15 protein-coding genes are annotated in these 17,331 nt (G+C 49.9%); 3 read left to right on the plus strand and 12 right to left on the minus strand.

What is annotated here, in order from left to right:
• Positions 1-578: 578 nt before the first annotated feature.
• Positions 579-1,988, minus strand: coding sequence for an aspartate ammonia-lyase (locus tag NW747_RS02580; RefSeq protein ID WP_273187888.1), 1,410 nt, complete (start codon positions 1,986-1,988; stop codon positions 579-581).
• A gap of 365 nt (positions 1,989-2,353) precedes the next feature.
• Between NW747_RS02580 and NW747_RS02585 the strand changes: the two genes are divergently transcribed.
• Positions 2,354-3,112 (plus strand): nucleoside phosphorylase, encoded by a 759-nt coding sequence (locus NW747_RS02585; protein ID WP_273096241.1) that lies wholly within the window; start codon positions 2,354-2,356, stop codon positions 3,110-3,112.
• A 404-nt stretch (positions 3,113-3,516) separates the two neighbouring features.
• Here the strand turns inward: NW747_RS02585 and bcp are convergent, their stop codons facing one another.
• The 4 genes from bcp to NW747_RS02605 all read right to left on the minus strand — a co-directional run bounded on the left by bcp (position 3,517) and on the right by NW747_RS02605 (position 8,608).
• Positions 3,517-3,975, minus strand: coding sequence for a thioredoxin-dependent thiol peroxidase (gene bcp / locus NW747_RS02590; RefSeq protein WP_273096244.1), 459 nt, complete (start codon positions 3,973-3,975; stop codon positions 3,517-3,519).
• Positions 3,976-4,155: 180 nt separating this feature from the next.
• On the minus strand, positions 4,156-5,700 hold the full coding sequence (locus NW747_RS02595; protein WP_273187889.1) for a sodium-dependent transporter: 1,545 nt from the start codon (positions 5,698-5,700) through the stop codon (positions 4,156-4,158).
• 20 nt (positions 5,701-5,720) lie between these two features.
• On the minus strand, positions 5,721-7,124 hold the full coding sequence (locus NW747_RS02600; protein ID WP_273187890.1) for an MFS transporter: 1,404 nt from the start codon (positions 7,122-7,124) through the stop codon (positions 5,721-5,723).
• A 1,022-nt stretch (positions 7,125-8,146) separates the two neighbouring features.
• The gene (locus NW747_RS02605; protein ID WP_273187891.1) at positions 8,147-8,608 is read right to left on the minus strand and encodes a MarR family winged helix-turn-helix transcriptional regulator; all 462 of its coding nucleotides are present in this window, start codon (positions 8,606-8,608) and stop codon (positions 8,147-8,149) included.
• A gap of 155 nt (positions 8,609-8,763) precedes the next feature.
• On the opposite strand from NW747_RS02605, the gene NW747_RS02610 reads away from it, so the two are divergent.
• On the plus strand, positions 8,764-9,006 hold the full coding sequence (locus tag NW747_RS02610) for a hypothetical protein (protein ID WP_273187892.1): 243 nt from the start codon (positions 8,764-8,766) through the stop codon (positions 9,004-9,006).
• Between the two features lie 299 nt (positions 9,007-9,305).
• Here the strand turns inward: NW747_RS02610 and NW747_RS02615 are convergent, their stop codons facing one another.
• The 4 genes from NW747_RS02615 to NW747_RS02630 form a co-directional block, all read right to left on the minus strand.
• Positions 9,306-9,905 (minus strand): DJ-1/PfpI family protein, encoded by a 600-nt coding sequence (locus NW747_RS02615; RefSeq protein WP_273187893.1) that lies wholly within the window; start codon positions 9,903-9,905, stop codon positions 9,306-9,308.
• Between the two features lie 83 nt (positions 9,906-9,988).
• On the minus strand, positions 9,989-11,302 hold the full coding sequence (locus NW747_RS02620; protein ID WP_273187894.1) for a type II restriction enzyme: 1,314 nt from the start codon (positions 11,300-11,302) through the stop codon (positions 9,989-9,991).
• Entirely contained in the window at positions 11,292-12,131 is an 840-nt protein-coding gene (locus tag NW747_RS02625) for a DNA adenine methylase (RefSeq protein ID WP_273187895.1), read from the minus strand. Before NW747_RS02625 ends, NW747_RS02620 begins: the two co-directional genes overlap by 11 nt.
• Before the next feature lie 244 nt (positions 12,132-12,375).
• Positions 12,376-13,113 carry a TRM11 family SAM-dependent methyltransferase gene (locus NW747_RS02630; protein ID WP_273187896.1) on the minus strand — a complete coding sequence of 246 codons (738 nt, stop codon included), beginning with the start codon at positions 13,111-13,113 and terminating at the stop codon, positions 12,376-12,378.
• Between the two features lie 111 nt (positions 13,114-13,224).
• Here NW747_RS02630 and NW747_RS02635 point away from each other — a divergent pair, with 111 nt between their 5' ends.
• Positions 13,225-13,560, plus strand: a complete 336-nt coding sequence (locus NW747_RS02635) for a hypothetical protein (protein ID WP_273187897.1) — start codon at positions 13,225-13,227, stop codon at positions 13,558-13,560.
• A 947-nt stretch (positions 13,561-14,507) separates the two neighbouring features.
• Here the strand turns inward: NW747_RS02635 and NW747_RS02640 are convergent.
• The 3 genes from NW747_RS02640 to NW747_RS02650 all read right to left on the minus strand — a co-directional run bounded on the left by NW747_RS02640 (position 14,508) and on the right by NW747_RS02650 (position 17,319).
• Positions 14,508-15,572, minus strand: a complete 1,065-nt coding sequence (locus NW747_RS02640) for an ADP-ribosylglycohydrolase family protein (RefSeq protein ID WP_273187898.1) — start codon at positions 15,570-15,572, stop codon at positions 14,508-14,510.
• A 1,083-nt stretch (positions 15,573-16,655) separates the two neighbouring features.
• Entirely contained in the window at positions 16,656-16,913 is a 258-nt protein-coding gene (locus tag NW747_RS02645; protein WP_273187899.1) for a DUF1294 domain-containing protein, read from the minus strand.
• A gap of 70 nt (positions 16,914-16,983) precedes the next feature.
• A complete protein-coding gene (locus tag NW747_RS02650; protein WP_273187900.1) occupies positions 16,984-17,319 on the minus strand; it encodes a hypothetical protein in 336 nt (111 codons plus the stop codon).
• Positions 17,320-17,331: the final 12 nt, after the last annotated feature.

The raw sequence follows: 17,331 nt of genomic DNA on the forward strand, positions 1-17,331 counted from the left end.
GCATAACGGAGCTTTATAGTCCCCTGTGGAGGTCCTGCATAGGACCTCCACAGGGGCGAAGTAAGGCCGAGGAGAACGATGGTGAGTTTCATTAGTATGTTTACCCTCGTACACCCTTTTGCCACTACGTGGCATTTCCCCTCAAGGGGAAACGAGAAATTCAGAGGCGCTTTCCTTTTGCCGCCCCACCGATCTGCGGGGGTGGCAAAGGAACTGGATTCATAGGGAGCCCCAGGGTCCGCGAATCCAGTGACATGCTTCCCACCGGGTGGCAAGGGAACTTGATTCGCAAGGAGCCATAGGCGACTGAGAATCAAGCGACACGCTTCCCACCGGGTGGCAAGGGAACTTGATTCGCAAGGAGCCGTAGGCAACTGAGAATCAAGTGACACGCTTCCCACCGGGCAAGGTGGCAGCGCCAGCTGCCAAAGGGGCGCCGCCGGAATGACAGGCGCCGTCATGACGCTCCGCCATAGTGCCTCCGCAGGCAGGTGGAACAGAGGCATGGAAAAAGGGACCTCCGAAGGGGTCCCCATGGCAGACAATGGATGATAATAATGACAATGAATCGGATGTCCCTATTTGGCCAGGGCGTCTTTCCCGCCGGCAATACCGGGATGGGTCATTTCATAGGGCGAGAGGATGCGGGTCATGGCTTCTTTGGTGACCAGCTGCTTCTTCAGAATGATTTCACGCACCGGTTCGCCGGTGGTGTAGGCTTCTCTGGCAGTGGCAGCGCATTTTTCGTAGCCGATATGGGGCAGCAGGGCTGTGATGACGCCGACGCTGTGGTCCACCCAGTACTGGCACTGTTCTCTATTGGCTTTCATGGTTTTCAGCAGCTTTTCATTGAAGGTGTTCACCGCATTGGTGAGGAAGCGGAAGGAGTTAAAAATATTGTAGGCAATCACCGGTTCCATGACGTTCAGTTCCAGCTGGCCGTTTTCTACAGCCATGCTGATGGCCAGATCGTTGCCGATGACCTGGTAGCAGGTCTGGTCAAGCACCTCTGCAATCACCGGGTTTACCTTGCCCGGCATGATGGAGGAGCCGGGCTGACGGGCTTCCAGCTTGATTTCATTGAGGCCGCAGCGGGGGCCGGAGGCCATGAGGCGGATATCATTGGCCATTTTGATGAGGGACAGGGCTGTCACCTTGAGGGCGCTGGATACCTCGGCATAGCAGTCGGTGTTGTTGGTGGCATCGATCAGGTTCGGCGCCGTTTCAAACCGGAATCCCGTAATTTCCGACAGGGTATAGGGGAAAAGCTTGATGTATTCCGGTTCTGCATTGAGGCCGGTGCCTACGGCGGTACCGCCCATATTCAGATCCTTCAGGGCCTCCAGGGAGCGGGTGATCCTTGCCATGCCCCGGCGTACCATGGAAGCGTAGGCATTCATTTCCTCGCCCAGAGTAATGGGCACAGCGTCCTGGAGATGGGTGCGGCCCATTTTCAGCACATCCTGGAATTCCTTTCCCTTCGCCTCAAAGCCCTCTGCCAGCCGTTCCAGCGCATCCGTGAGAGCCACCGCCTTGTGACAGAGGCATACCTTGATGGAAGTGGGGAATACGTCGTTGGTAGACTGGGCCATATTGGCATGGTTATTAGGCGAAATGATATCATAGCGGCCCTTTTCATAGCCAAGAATTTCAAGAGCACGGTTGCACAGAACCTCATTCATATTCATGTTGATGGAAGTACCTGCGCCGCCCTGGATGGGGTCCAGAGGAAACTGGTCCAGCATTTTGCCGTCCATGATTTCATCAGCAGCCTGGATAATGGCTTCTCCAATGGTCTTGTCCATGCGGCCGGTCTTCAGGTTGGTGAGGCAGGACGCCTTTTTCACGGAAGCCATGGATTTGATGAAATCCGGATCCAGATGAGCTCCGGTAATCTGGAAATTTTCCTTAGCCCTCATGGTCTGAACCCCATAGTAAACTTCATCAGGTACTAATTTTTCTCCCAGAAAATCATGTTCCTTGCGCATTTTTAAATTCCTTTCCATGCAGATTCTGCAATAATACAAAATTTTGAAAAATAAGTTCAATGCAATCGGAATACTCAAATCTATTACTTAAAATCATGCCTATGACCAAAAGCGGCGGGGAAGCCTGTCCCCCCGGAAGGCCTCCCCGCCACGTAAAAAGGCGTCTGATAAAAAGCATATCAGACGCCTTTGCCAGTCATATTCACTTTGAAGAAGAAAGCCTTACGGTTCCTTCATCTGTGGCTAAGTGTACACCTGTCACTGAAATCTGTCAAGTGGTATCTCCGATTATGTATGAGAACGAAAAAAATGATAAACTATAAATAATCAGAGTTGTCATGGCCCGCCGCCGGAAAGGAGTTCCTATGAATACATCCACCATACCGCTTGCAGAATTTTCCAAAGAAGAAGGGCTCATTTCACCTGATTTTGAGCACCTTCCCCTTACGCTGCCCCGCCGCTGCCTCATGGCCTTTCTGGGAGAAAAACGGATTGCCGCCTTTGCAGAAAAGAGAGGCGGAAAGGTGCTGGGCACCTTCCTCTCCCTCACCAAGCCCTTTCCCCTCTATGAAATCCCCGGAGAAAAGGAGCCTCTCCTTCTGGTACAGGCGCCTGCCGGCGCCCCGGCGGCAGTGCTCATCGAAGACCGCCTCTTTGCCTACGGCGCAGAAAAAGTACTGGCCATCGGCTGCTGCGGCTCCCTTGCCGACATTCCGGAAAACTGCTTCTTCCCCATCGAAAAGGCCCTCCGGGACGAAGGCACCTCCTACCACTACCTGCCGCCATCCCGCTTCATTGAGCTGGACAAAGAGCCCCTCCTTCACCTGAAGGACTATTTCCGAAAGAAAAATCTTCCCTTCTCCCCTGCTATCACCTGGACCAGCGACGGCTTCTTCCGGGAAACGGAAGAAAAAATCCGGCGCCGCCGTCAGGAAGGCTGCAGCCTGGTGGACATGGAAGCCAGCGCCCTGGCCGCCTGCGCCAGATACAGGAGAAAGGAATTTGCGGAAATCATGTTCACCGCCGACACCCTCTCCTCTCTCACCCACGACCAGCGCCGCTGGGGAAAAGAAAGCCGGAACGCCGCCCTCCTGCTGGGTATGGAAGCGCTGGAGGAAATCTAAAGGGACGCAAACCGTACCGGGTTCAGATAGCGGCAACGGTCGCCAAAGGAAACCGGCGGAACGATTCTCTGCCATAGTAACAGGCAGCCTGCCATCCTATGGCCGAAATCAAAAAGGGGTCTGTGAAAAAATGTAAATCATTTCTTCACAGCCCCTTTTGGGTGTCTTTTTTTGTGTCAATGACAGTAAGGGGCTTGTCCTCATTGTCATCTCGAGCGGAGCCCCATGTCGTTAGCAGGGCAAAGGGTTCCAGGCACTATAGAGACTCTGAGTCGAGAGATCTCCTGCCACCGTGCTCCCGGTACCATTAGGAAGTGAGATTTCTCCACTACGCAACGCTTTCGTCGAAATGACGGTGGGGCAGGGTAGCATCTGTGTCATTTCCTCACAGCCCCCTTTCTCCATCAGCCCAGGTCTTTCAGCAGGTCATCCACATGGGAAGCGGCCTTGACCTTTCTGTATTCCTTCACCAGATTCCCCTCTTCGTCGATGATGAAGGTGGATCTTTCGATGCCCATATACTTTCTGCCGTACATGCTCTTTTCCTTGAGCACGCCGTAGAGGTTCACCACTTTCTCTTCTCCGTCTGAAAGGAGGGGGAAGTTCAATTCATTTTTATCCCGGAAATTGCAGTGCTTTCTGACAGAGTCCCGGCTCACGCCGACGACTGCATATCCCAGGGCTTTGAAGTCTGCCAGATGGTCCCGGAAGGCCTTGGCCTCCAGGGTGCAGCCCGAGGTGTTGTCCTTGGGATAGAAATAGAGAATCACCTTCTGTCCTTTGAAGTCATGAAGAGATACCTCTTTCCCTTCGTCGGAAGGAAGGGTAAAGTCCGGTGCCGGTTTTCCAATTTCAAGTGCCATATAGTCCTCCTTTAAAAGAATGAACTCTTTGTGAATCATTCTGTTAATTCGATTTCCTTCAATATAGTACCACAAAACAGATTTTTCTGAAAGTCTTTTCCATCATAAAAGCGGCAGCCCGGAAGGCGCCGCTTTTTTCATTTCTATATGTATTCCTGAAAGTACCATTTCCTTCCTGCCTTACATAAGTCCTCTCACCAGAATGATGAAGATGAGGAGAGGCAGCACATACTTGAAATAGGGACGAATCCAGCGGGGCATTTTCAGGCCTTCGCCGGTGTTCACTTCCTTCAGATAGTTTTCAAAGCCCCAGCCGTATTTTGTGACGCAGAAGAGGGCGAAAATGATGGAGCCCAGAGGAAGGATCAGGCTGCTGACGATGAAGTCCTCCGTATCCAGGATACCCCGACTGCCCAGGATATGCACGTCAGACCACAGATTGAAGCCCAGCACGCAGGGAATGCTGCCGAAAAAAACCAGGGGCAGCAGCACCAGCACCGCCTTTTTGCGGCTCCAGCCGAAATTGTCCATGCAGTTTCCGATGAGGGCTTCAAACACCGCCGTTACCGTAGAGAAGCTGGCGAAGGTCATGAACACGAAGAAAAGGGAGCCCCAGAGCTGACCCATGGGCATATGGATGAAAATATTGGGCAGGGTCACGAAAATCAGGGAAGGTCCCTCCGACGGCTCCACGCCGAAGGCGAAGCAGGCCGGAAATATGATCATCCCTGCCAGAAGAGCCACGAAGGTATCCAGCGCCGTAATGCGCACCGCTTCTCCGGTGAGCGCATGGTCACGGCTCATGTAGCTGGCAAAGATTTCCATAGACCCCTGGCCCACGGACAGGGTAAAGAAAGCCTGGTTCATGGCTGCTGCCGCCACATTGCCGATGCCCGCTTCCACAGCCCGGTTCCAGTCAGGCAGAAGATAGAACTCCAGCCCCTTTCCGGCGCCCGGCAGAAGGATGCTGTTCACCGCCAGAATCACAATGAGCCCCAGAAGGCCCAGCATCATACATTTCGTCACCTTTTCCAGACTTTTGGCCACGCCGCCGGCGCACACCAGAAATCCCACCAGCACATTGATGCCCATGAAAATCATCATTTCCACAGGATCCGCCACCATGCTGTCAAAGGCTTTCGCCACCTCCTGCGGCGAAAGGCCGTGAAAGGAGCCGTCCAGAAAACGGACAAAATAATCTACCATCCACCCGGAAATGGTGGTGTAGTACACCATGAGGATAAAGCTCCCCAGAAGGCACACCCAGCCATGGATATGCCACCAGCTGCCCTTCGGCTCCAGGGCCTGAAACCCCCGCAGGGCACTCTTGTGACTGGCCCGGCCTACGGCCAGCTCCATGGTTACCACCGGTATGCCCAGTAAAAGCAGAAATGCCAGGTAAAACAGGACAAACACGGCGCCGCCGTATTCCCCGGTAATATAGGGGAATTTCCACACATTCCCGATGCCGATGGCGCAGCCTGCACTGACCAGGATGAATCCCAGCCGGGACTTAAAGCTGTCTCTCTCTTCCATTCTTCTTTCCTCCCATTTCCATAAATTCCAGAGAACACCCCGTCCTGCCGGAAAAATGGATGATCCATAAAAAAACTCCCTGCCCCATTTTCTGGCAGAAAGAGTGCCGGCCCCTTCGCCGGCATAAAATATACATACCTTTTTATTATACAACAGGTTCTTGAAAAGGAAAAGACGCCCTTCTTCCATACAGAAAGCCCTCACCGCACTCAGAGTCTCCCCTCTTTCCGGAAAGAAAGGAACAGGGCAAGGAACTGCAGGAGAGAAAGGAAAAGGAGTACCAGTAACGCTTCAGCGGTACCCGAGGCGGTGGCCCGGGCGAAATCCCCGGCCCCCTCTGTCTGGGCGGCAGACACAATGGCCGCAGCCACGGCAGTGCCCACGGCACCGGAAAGCTGCTGGGCCGTGTTGCAGATGGCGTTGCCGTCAGGCTTCATGGACCTGTCCAGCACCGAAAGGCTGTAGGTCAGAATATTTCCTACCGACATCCCCTGGCCGGCAGCGAAAAAAAGGTAACAAACCGTCAGAATCCCGGTGGACGCAAAGGGCAGGGCGGCGTTGAACAAAACCATGGATAGAATGAGGAGCGCGCTTCCCAGAAGCACCGGCCGCCTGGCACCGAAACGGTCATAAATCCGGCCCGACAGGGGAGCAAAAAGGGCGCCCAGCAAACAGCCGGGCAGAAGGATGCAGCCGGCGGCGAAGGCATTTTCCCCGGTCACAATCTGGGAAAAGCAGGGGAGCAAAAATCCCAGAGCCAGACACAGGAATTGGAGCAGCGACAGCCCCAGTGCTCCCAGCACGAAAGGCCTGTTTTTCAAAGCCCGGATATTCAGAAGCGGCCGTTTCCCCTGGTCCATCAAATTTCTCTCCCGATTCCGGAAAAAGAAAAGGGCCAGTAAAAAGCCAGCGAAAAGGAGAGCCGCCGTGAAAGTGATGCTCCCATGGCCCAGCTCCGTGCAGCCCAGAAGAAGACAGGTGAAGGAAATGGCCAGGTACAGAAGGCCCATGGCATCAAAGGAAGAAGAGCGAAGATCGGAAGACTGCCGCACCGACAGGCCGCCCAGCACAAAGGAAATAAGAAGCAGCGGAAGCACGGCCCAGAAAATCATGCGCCAGCCAAAAAGACTCACAATGTATCCGCCGATGGAAGGCCCCACCGCCGGCGCCAGAGCGCAGACCAGCATGCCTGCCCCCACCATGAACCCCAGCCGGTTAAGAGGCGCCTGGTCCATAATGATATTAAACATGAGCGGCAGCGCAATGCCTGTGCCTGCCCCCTGAAGAATCCGTCCCAGAAGGAGCAGCAGGAAATCCGGCGACCAGGCCCCCAGAAGAGTACCCAGAATGAAAAGGCCCGAGGCCGTGAGAAAAAGCCTCTTCATCAAAAACCGCTCCTTCAAGTATCCCGACAGCGGAATCACCACCGCCAGCACCAGGAGATAGCCGGTGGTAATCCACTGCACCAGAGCCGTGGAAACGGAAAACTCCTTCATGAGAGAAGGAAATGTAACATTCATGGCCGTTTCAATGACCACGCCGGTAAAAGAAAGAATGCCTGCGGCAATGATGGAAAAAACAAGCTTCCTGTCCAGGCGGCGTTCAAACTGCATAGTACTGCTTCCTTTCAAATAGAGTTTTGGGACACACCTGCGGTGTGAGGGTTGACGGGGCTGCGCCCCGAAGGTTGTGGCCGCCTGTCGGCGGCGGGTTGTGGAAAAGGGTTCTTAAGATGGACCGGCCTGAGGGCCGGAGGGTTCTTAAGTTTGACGGCCCTTCGGGCCGAGGGTTGTGGTATCGCCCTCTCGGGCGATGAGTATGAAGTCAGCGTTACGGGATAACCTTGCTGTATCATATGGCATGATAAGCATTCTGCTGAATTATCTGCCTTCGGCAGATACACCCCCTATCCGGCTGCGCCGGACTTCCCCCGCAAGCGGGGGCAGAATAAAGCTCTGAAAAGCAGCCCTTTCATAAGCAGCTCACAGCATAACGGAGCTTTATAGTGCCCCCTGAACAGGGGAAAGGTGGTGGCGCCAGCCACCAAAGGGGGAATGCACTTCCTCGCCCGCCAGGGCGGTTGTATGGTTTTATACAAACTGGCGCCTTCTATCAATTCATAGGCGCCCTACAACAACCCTCGCGCCAGAGGCGCGTCAAACTTAAGCCCCTTAAGAACCTTCGGCCCAGCGGGCCGTCAACCCTCAAGCCCGCAGGGCTTGTCCATAAGGCGCCAGCCACCAAAGGGGGAATGCATTTCCGATGCCCGCAGGGCGGTTGTATGGTTTTCGCCGCCAAAGGCGGTATAAAAAATGGCGCCGGAGGCGCCGTACCTCGCCAGCGCAGCGATACTATATAACTCCCGAGGGCGAGAGCCCTCAACCCGCCTGTAAGGCGAAGCCGATCACAGGCAGAACCCTTGGCGCCCAGGGCCAAAGGCCCGGCGGCGCCATCAACCCTCACGCCCGTAAGGGCGTGTCAACCTTCGGGAATACGGGAAAGCACCGCCCAGGACATCCTTTTGTGCCTATTTACTTTAGATAACTAACGACATCTCTTAGTATACACTGATTCCAAATAAAGGGGAAGCAGTTTTTATATTCCATAAAAAAACACGGCCTGCGCCGCGTTTTTTTTATGATTCAAACGAACTATGATTAGCCCGGGCTTTCAGGAGGATTTCCTTGACCTGGTGAATGGTGTCTACCATGTTCTTTACATGCTCCTCCGGTATGTCTTCCATCTGCTCACAGAGCCAGCCCTGGAAATGATTCACATAGACATCATAATAGTGATTTCCCAAATCCGTCAGTTTCAAGATATATACCCTTCTGTCATTCCGGCTCTGCCTCTTCTTTACCACTCCCATGTCGCAGAGCTCATTCACCAGCTTCGTAATGGAGGGCATGGTACCGTTCATGGCAGATGCCACATCACTGACCCGGACGATTCCCTTTTCCTCATAAATAATATGAATACACCGGATAATGCGGATGTGCCGGGGCTTTAACCGTTCCGGCAGATTCGGCAGAATCTCACAGATTCTGCGAGCCTCATGACAGGCATCCAAAAATTGTCTGGTTAAATCATTGTTCATGGCAATCCCTCTGTTCCTACTCAATGATTCGAGATAAAAATCTGTTTATCCTTTAATTTAAAGTATACCACAATTCAATTTCCTATGAAATCCGTACTGTCATATATGCAAATAAGAATCGCATGCATGAACGCAGGCTGCCGATAGAGAAATAGGTGTCTGATGCCCATGGCCCCCATGAAGGACTTCCTCACGGCATACAGGAAACTTCCATCGCCCAGGCCACGAAACGTCAGCCGGCAGATGGCAGACCGTCAGACAGCGCCAGCCCCCTTCTGCCGCCTGCAGATGCCCTTCTTCCTCTGTGGAAAATCCCGTCCCTCTCTCGCAGCGAGACAATCAAACGCCGCAACGCCGTCCACCCACAAGGAGCAGAAAAAGCCTTTCCCCTGTTTTGAGGAAGGCTTTTTACTAAAAATATGTGAGAGGAAACCGCCTGGCAGCCCTTCCTGATTCATTTGACCCTGTAATCATCACCGAAAGCCGCAAAGCCGCCAAGGATTGGCGGCTTTGCAGCGTCACAGAAAGGATGTGCATATGGCATGGAATTCATACGCACCAGGCCCCTCGTCGCGGGGGGATAGCCCGCTACCGGCACCTGTCATTATAGGCTGCGCATAAGCTATACGGTTATGCGCTATGTTTTAATTTTATCATAATGTTGAAGGACCTGTCTATCCTATTCTGAAACAATGACCTATTTCCCCTGTCTCTTGAAGCACCAGCCATCCTCGGGCCTTTCATTCCAGCCATACTCCATGCTCTCTGCCATGGATAAGGCCCTTTCCCGGCCAAAATGATCCGCCACAAATCCCAGGGCCATATCTATTCCGGCAGACACGCCGGCAGCAGTGTAGAACTTCCCGTCCCTTGTCCAGCGGGCATCCCGCTGCCAGAGCACCTTTTTTCCCATGGACATGGTCCAGTCAAAGGCCCTCTTATTTCCTGTGGCATGAAGCCCGTCCAAAAGCCCTGCTGCCGCCGCCAGGGCAGAACCGGTGCACACCGTCATCACCACCGTCGATGCCAGAGCCGCCTTACGAAGAGCGGCAAGGAAATCATCCCGCAGCACCAGCTGCCGGCTTCCCATACCGCCGGGAATGAGAAGGATATCACCGGGGCCCGGAGAAGACAGCGCCTCCGTCATCACCAACAGCCCCTTCTCATTGGACACCGGGCCGCCGGAAAGAGAAGCATACCGGATTTCATAGCCGGGAAGCCTCCCCAGCACCTCCAGCGGCCCCAGTGCATCCAGAGCGGTGAAATCATGATAAAGCAGAGCCGTAATTCGTTTCATGTATACAAGCTTTCTTCAGACATTAAGCCTTTCAATATTCTTTGCGTGTCAAAACTCATTTATCTTTTTCAATACATTAATGCTTAAGTCTCATTATTAAGAGCAACAATCCAGCTAATCCACCCAAGTACAGACTGTGACCGACGTCGCATTGTTTCTTCATCAATTCCCTTAATCTTGGCTTCCTGCATTAACTGAACAACATCCGATTTTGTCAACATAATACCAGTTTTTAAATATCTAGTTAATGCATTTGCAAAAACGGGATGCTGCAATATACACTTACAAAATTCAAGTTGTCTCCGTTTAAAATTGGAAGTCAAAATTGACATCCCTTTGGAAGTCAGGGTATATACAGGTTCGCGATTCTCATTATATGTTTTTTCAATTAACCCTAGATATCGTGCTGCATTAGTATAATAATCGGATTGCCGTTCGTTAAATGCGTAATTCGCGGTAACTTTATTTTTAGTAAGTTCCTCGTTGCTTGATTTGATAAGTTCACATAAATTTATGACTCTTTCGAAGCTATCCGCTTGCGGAAATGGAATATTATCAGGTTCTGGTACTGGATCCGCACTTTTTAAAACAGATTGAATATCCATCATGGTAATAGTTGTATCCTCAATTGAATACCTCTGTTGTTTCACCAAATGCAAGGAGTTATAATTGTCTATATCTCCAAATGCATATTCCATAATGCGATAAATACCATTTGAATACACTAAAAAAACTGTCTTGACTTCTTTGCTAACTTTTTCTTTCCAGAGTCTAAATGGATAATACAACTGTCTGATTAAAAAATCATCTGCAAGATCTCTTTTTGCCTCAAACAGAGACAAAAAATTAATTCCTTCATATGCTGCGTCAATTTCAATTTGAGACCTATTAACTTGAAGGCAGTAATTCGGTTCTGCCTTATAAACATGATTAACATGAAAAGAGAATGAGCCAGAACTCATACGCCCTGAAACAGTCGACACAAGCTTACTTTGTTCTTCTTCTAAAAATTCAGCAATAATACCGGAAGCAACAGCTGCATTGAGTGCCATCGCTTCACTAGTAATATTATCAACATTTAAGCTTTGTACATAGTCTGGGAGTTGTACCCTTGTTATATCCATTTTCTCATCTTCAAACTGATGATAAACATCAAAGTGTCCGATAGCATAATCGCCACGAGTAATTGGCAAAATTGCTAATTTATTTTTTAAAAATATTTTAGGTAAGTTGATGTGATGATCAAATTTCGTCATTAATCTAGGCTCTCTCTCTTCTTTGATTTGATTAGCCGAGATGACAAATTTCCCCTTGCTCTCAATCTGTTCTAATATATTATATCTATCGAACAGTTTCTCCCAGGCCAAGTCATTTTTAGTATTTTCTTTACCGCTCATAGTTAGTCACCACAACTTCGTCAACATTTCCGCGCTTGCTACCAACTGAATTAATAGACCTTTTGGCTTGCACACGAGTAATCTTGTAGTTCTGATATTGATCAAGAATAAATTCAGTTGCGGAATTTGACAACATAAATTTAATTCCCCGCGAATCCAACTTATCACAAAAAGCCTTTAATCGTATTTGTTCTTCCCTTCCAAAGCCTCCTCTGCTGTACCCCGTAAAATTCGAAGACGTAGATATTGGATCGTATGGCGGGTCCAGATATACAAACGTTCCTTTTGTTATATTTTTTAATACCAAAGAATAATCGCCAGTAGTAAAATGGATATTAGCCTTATTAAAATAATTGCTAACAGCCCGGAGTACCGGTTCGTTTACAATGTTAGGATTTTTATAACTCCCAAAAGGCGAATTGAATTCACCAGCATTATTCACTCTATACAGCCCATTATAACATGTTTTGTTTAAATATATAATTCTAGCTGCTTTTTGTACTTCTGAAAGACTTTGGTATTTTTCTCTATCTCTGTCCCAATCTCTTATCTCATAAAAAAACTTTGAATCATTTTTCATTAGCTTTAGTAACTCAATGAGCTCATCCACATCATTTTGAATGACATTATATACATTAATTAATTCAGCGTTAATATCATTGACATAGGCATTCTTAGGTTGTATAGAAAAAAGTACTGCCCCGCCACCAATAAATGGTTCACAATATGATTTATAACCTTTGGGAAAAAGTGGTTTCAGAGTATCCAGTAACTGTCTCTTCCCTCCCACCCATTTCAAAACAGGAGCTACAAGTTTATTTTTAGCCATTTTGAAGTGCCTCCCTAAAATATTAATTGATCTTGTTATTTTAACATATTTGAGCATATCACTTCAATGCCTAATATATAATCGTTAGTCTAATGCATTTACATGCACTTATGATGCATTTACAATGTATTTGATACTTCTTGTTTTCCTGAATTCGTAAATATAATTTTTTAATTTAAAAGGCTAAAATTTCTCAAATTATGGGGGCTAAATTCGTGATGTTGTATATCATTATTTTCTATATTTATTTTCTGAATACCATTAAATGCTCATGCGCCAAAAGCAAGAAATTAAACTTTTTGCTCCGTTCAACCCATTCTGCTGTATGACGGCAGTTGTACTGCTCTTTAATAATCAATTCCTTAAGAGTAAAACCACATTTTTCAAACACAGACATAACCTTGAACCCCAGAGGTATAACACATCCATGTTGTCTTAAATCTCCCATCAAAATCGCACAGAATTTTCCTCTTTTTAACACCCTGTAACATTCATGAGCAACCTTTTCCATTTCCTTTAAAAAAGGTCGCACACTCAAAAGTGATATATCTGCCGGTATGCCTTTACTGTATTTAATAATATCGGCATAAGGCGGATGAGTGCAGATGAAATCTATTTTCTCATTAGGAATATAGGCAAGATTACGTGCATCTGATTCGTGTAAATAAACCTTCCCGCATCCCGGCCTATCAAAATTGCATTTTTTAGCGGTCAACTGCAATGCCTTTACATTGACATCCGAACCTACCCCAATCCGATTCAGCAGCCTGCATTCTACCATTGTTGTTCCTCCACCACAAAACTGGTCAAGAACTATATCTCCTTCCCCGCTGTACCGTAAAAGTAAATTACGGGGCACATATGGCGACCAATTGCCGCGGTATGAGGAATCATGAGTTGCCCAATCTCCGTGCTCCGGAAATCTCCATACCGTAGAAGTTTCCAAATGAAAGTTGTCCGGTTCCCACCTTTTGATAGCCATTTCCATCGTTCCTTTTCTTACTTACACAATAAAAAATCCCTGCTTTCTTTGATAAAATATGCTATAATAATATTAGCACAAACGTTCACATCTTGAAAAGGAGAAAATGCCATGCTGGATCAATTTGCAGTAAAAATTCCGCAAGAAGACATTATCAATGACACCAAGTTGAAAACGGACACAAATGCAGAAGATGTTTGTCTCTGGTGCAACGAAGATGAATTAAATAACTATATGGACAATCTCTATGCTAATCGAAACGGACACGCCTTTCTCCAGGAAGGTGAATATGTACGCATACAGCAGAAGGATATAGAGGCTTTGATTCAATCCTTTGAAAATGGAGAGCTCCACGCTGTAGATAAGGAAAACATGAGAGAAGCCCTCTACTTCATCAAAGAACGGATCAACCTTGGAGAATCCATTTTTTATAGCTGTTCTTTCTAACAAAAAGCCCTTTCTGCAAAGGAAGGGCTTTTTTATATAAAATATCATGCTGCCAACCATTCATAACGATTTTGCAAAGTGGTTTCCATTTTGTCCTGCTCATACCATATGAATAAGTAGAAAGGGAAAAACAGGGATTCTTATTTCGTTATACCGGCAGATGACCTTGACCATACATTAGGAACACCACCGCTTAAAGAGAAACGGGTCACACCGATTTCACAAATTCCGACGGCAGGCAGAGCGTCTTCATCGATTCATGACGACTGCTTTTCTACACGGACCACCTATGTCCGTTTTTTCGTGCTGTCTTTTTTCAATACATGAAAAAAAGAGCTGTTAAGAAATGATGACCATTTTTCACAGCCCTTTCCCACGCAAAAAACTCCCGATTCGTCCCATGCTGATGCGCGGTAGGGCTCAGGCCTTCTGTTTCGATGAATCGGCCAGGGGCAGCCGCCGGAGCGGAATGTCTGTGTCGTCAAGGAAAAGCAGGTATGGCCTTATTGCCACCAGAATGTCTAGCAGGTCATCCTCAGGAGTTTTTATGGAGTTTTCGGCGCGCCAGAGAGGTGAAATTCATGAAGGCTCCGTTCCTTTCTTCCCCCGCTTCCATGGATTGTGCACCGCAGGGATTGGAAAGGCCTTCGCCAGGCCTTTTCGCCTCTCTGATGACATAGTCTGATAAAGAATACCGAAGTATCACCGGGGTATGCGCCTTCCAGGCACAAAAGGGTACGGCTTGGCTGCGGCCGCCTTCCTCCTGGTGTTTAACACCTTGTATCCTCATTGCTTCATGTGGTGAAATTCTTCACTGCGTTCAGGATGACCTGCCCACAGGAAGGCCCATGCGGTAAGCAGTCAGCAGTCAGCGGCCAGCAGTCTCGTTTTTCCCCACACAATTTACCAAATCAGCAAAAAAGCCCCGGATTTTCCAGGGCTTTTCTTTATTTCATAGGATGATATTTCTCATACACATAGTACAGCTTGTCTGCCATGAAGGCCAGAGGTTCGCTGCATTCCAGAATGTCGGACCAGTAGGAGGGGATGAAGTTTCTTCCGAAGCGGACGCCTTCCAGGGCGCCGGTGATGGCGGCGGTGGTGTTGCTCTTGCCGGAGTGGTTGGCCGAGATAATGAGAGCATCCAGCGGTTCGTCGATGGCCAGGGTACAGTAGACGGCAATGGCCAGGGCTTCTTCGGCGTTTTCGCCGCTCCCCAGGGAGGCAATGCTGTCGATGTGGTCCCAGGTGCCGGTTTTACCGGCAGGGTGATTGTTTGCCTGTTCCTCGGCCGCTCCCAAAAGGGAGAGGATGGGGTCTGTCTTGTGGACTTTGCCCAAAAGAGTTTCTGCCCGTTCCAGTGCTTTGGGCAGGGTAAGGCCATAGGCCAGACAGGAAATCATGGCTGCCAGACCGCCGGCGGCGTAGTAGCCTACGGGGTCGGAGTGGGAGAGGGCTGCCGCTTTGACGCCTTCATCAAAAGCAGCTTTGCTGTCTCCTGCAAAAATAAGTCCGATGGGAATGGCCCTTGCCAGGGCGGCGCTCCCTCTGCAGTCGTTGACTTTGACTTTCGTGGAGCCTTTCACATCTTTGGAAAAGGCACCTAAAAGGCCTTCCTCCGGATTCCGGCGGGCATGCATGAATTTTTCTCTAACAAGGCAGAATTCCCGTTCATGGGGCTGCCGCCTCATCCAGGTCCTCTGCCCCCGGCGGGGTTCTTCCCCGGTCTGGCTGTAGTACCAGCGCATGTATCCGCGGTAAATGCCGTCCACCAGGTCTAATTTCTTGGCATCAGCCCATAGAATCCCATCTATGGTAGCCAGTATCATCTGTGTGTTGTCTGAAATCGGCGCCTTCCTGCCATTTCTGGCATCCCGCACCAGGGTGCGGAGACCGAAGGGGCCGAATCTGCGCTGTATGCGCCCCACAGAGAAATTCTGCAGGGGATAGCCCAGGGCATCCCCGCAGGCACTTCCATGCAGTGCCCCGCGAAACTTCTCTATATCCGCCATGTTTTCCTCCTTTTCTCCAGTTTGGCGCCGCCTGCCTCTCCATGGGCGGGGAAATCATTCTCCTCTTTTCTTTCCTTCGGGAAAATAAAAGTTTCTGTAAATCAATTCACTTCACAGAAACTTTTAGAAAAATAATGAGCAGAACGGCCTACTCCTGATTTTTATCCTTTTAAATATATTATAGCATAATTCGGTAAGAGAAATGTAGAAAAAGTAGGAAATAAGGGCCGCTTTGCGGCCCGGGTGCATAGGGTTGTGGAAGAGGGTTCTTAAGTTTGACCGGCCTGAGGGCCGAGGGTTGTGGTATCGCCCTTCGGTGCACAGCGAACACATTTTGAAGGAGCGCTAGCGACGCGCAAAATGTAGTGAGTCGTTTCCCCTTTAGGGGGCGATGAGTATTATAATGCCGCCTTTCGGCGGTCACGTCCACATCGAGTATCATAATCATTCTTACCCTCGTACATCCCTTCGCCACTTCGTGGCCCTCTTCCCCTAAAGGGGACGCAAGAACGTTACGGGATTTACTTTCAGTGTCATATAACAAAATAACCATTCTGCTGATTGGCTCGCTGCGCTCGCCTCCCCCTTTCCGGCTTCGCCGGACTTCTCCACGGGAAAGCGTGTCACACGATTCTCAGGTCACTTCGCTTCCTTACGAATCGTGTTCCCTTGCCACCCCTGTTCAGGGGGCAGAATAGGTTTCTATGCTTTCCTGCAGAGACATGGCTCCATGGCTAAGCACCCATAGTCCCACCACAAAGTGGGGGGAAGGTGGTGGCGCCAGCCACCAAAGGGGGGATTGCATTTCCTCGCCCGTCAGGGCGGTTGTATGGTTTTCCTGCCGCCGCAGCGGCATATCAAACTCCCCTCTGAACCAGCCCGCTCTGTGGGCTGAACCCATCGTTCGGTGCGCAGCACACGAACGATAGAACCCGGGCGCCAAGAGGCGCCTGAACCCTCAAGCCCCATAGGGGCTTGTCCATAAGGCGTGTCAACCTTCGGGAATACTGGAAAGCACCGCCCAGGTCCCGGTCCCGACCGCGCCGAAAGGCGCCTGAACCCTCAAGCCCCAAAGGGGCTTGTCTATAAAACCAGCAGCATGGCTGCCGCCAGTTCCAGAAGGCCTATCAGCGGCACGCCGTATACGAATTTCTTATGCCTTGTCTTATGGTGGAAGAAGTACATGCCGGCAAGGGCGCCGGCGAAGCCTCCGGCCAGGGCGGCAAGGAGGAGGGTCCTTTCGGAGATGCGCCAGCAGCCATGGACGGCTTTCCATTTGTCCAGGCCGTAGAGGGAAAAGGAAGTAAGGTTGATGAGGAGGAAGGCCAGGGCCCAGGTCATGGGTTTCTCCTCCATCCTCTCGGCCTGTGCTGTTTCCGCCAATCATAGGTTATTTCCATGTTTTTCTCCTTTACCATGTTTCTTCGCTGCCGCAGGTTTGCAGATACTGAATGACCGCCTTGTCCAGATCATCCAGAAAGTCTGCCGGCCGGGAGGGGAGCCCGGCCACCTGGGAAAGGCTTTCCGCGCTGCCGTGGGCGATGAAATATTTCAAAATGTCTGTGTAAACATGGTGCACCTGGAGCAGGACTTCCCTGTTGCCCGGCGATGTTTGTGCCAGATGGCGGATGCTTTCGCAGAGACTGCCGAAGGCAAAGCTGTTGAAGGTTTCCCGCGCCTCCAGGTAGTAGGTGAAGCTGCCGTTATTTTTTCTGTAATTGTCATAAAGTACCAGTTTGGATTCCATAGGTATGCCCCC

This window comes from Dialister succinatiphilus (assembly GCF_928721695.1).
Classification (GTDB): Bacteria; Bacillota; Negativicutes; order Veillonellales; family Dialisteraceae; genus Dialister; species Dialister succinatiphilus.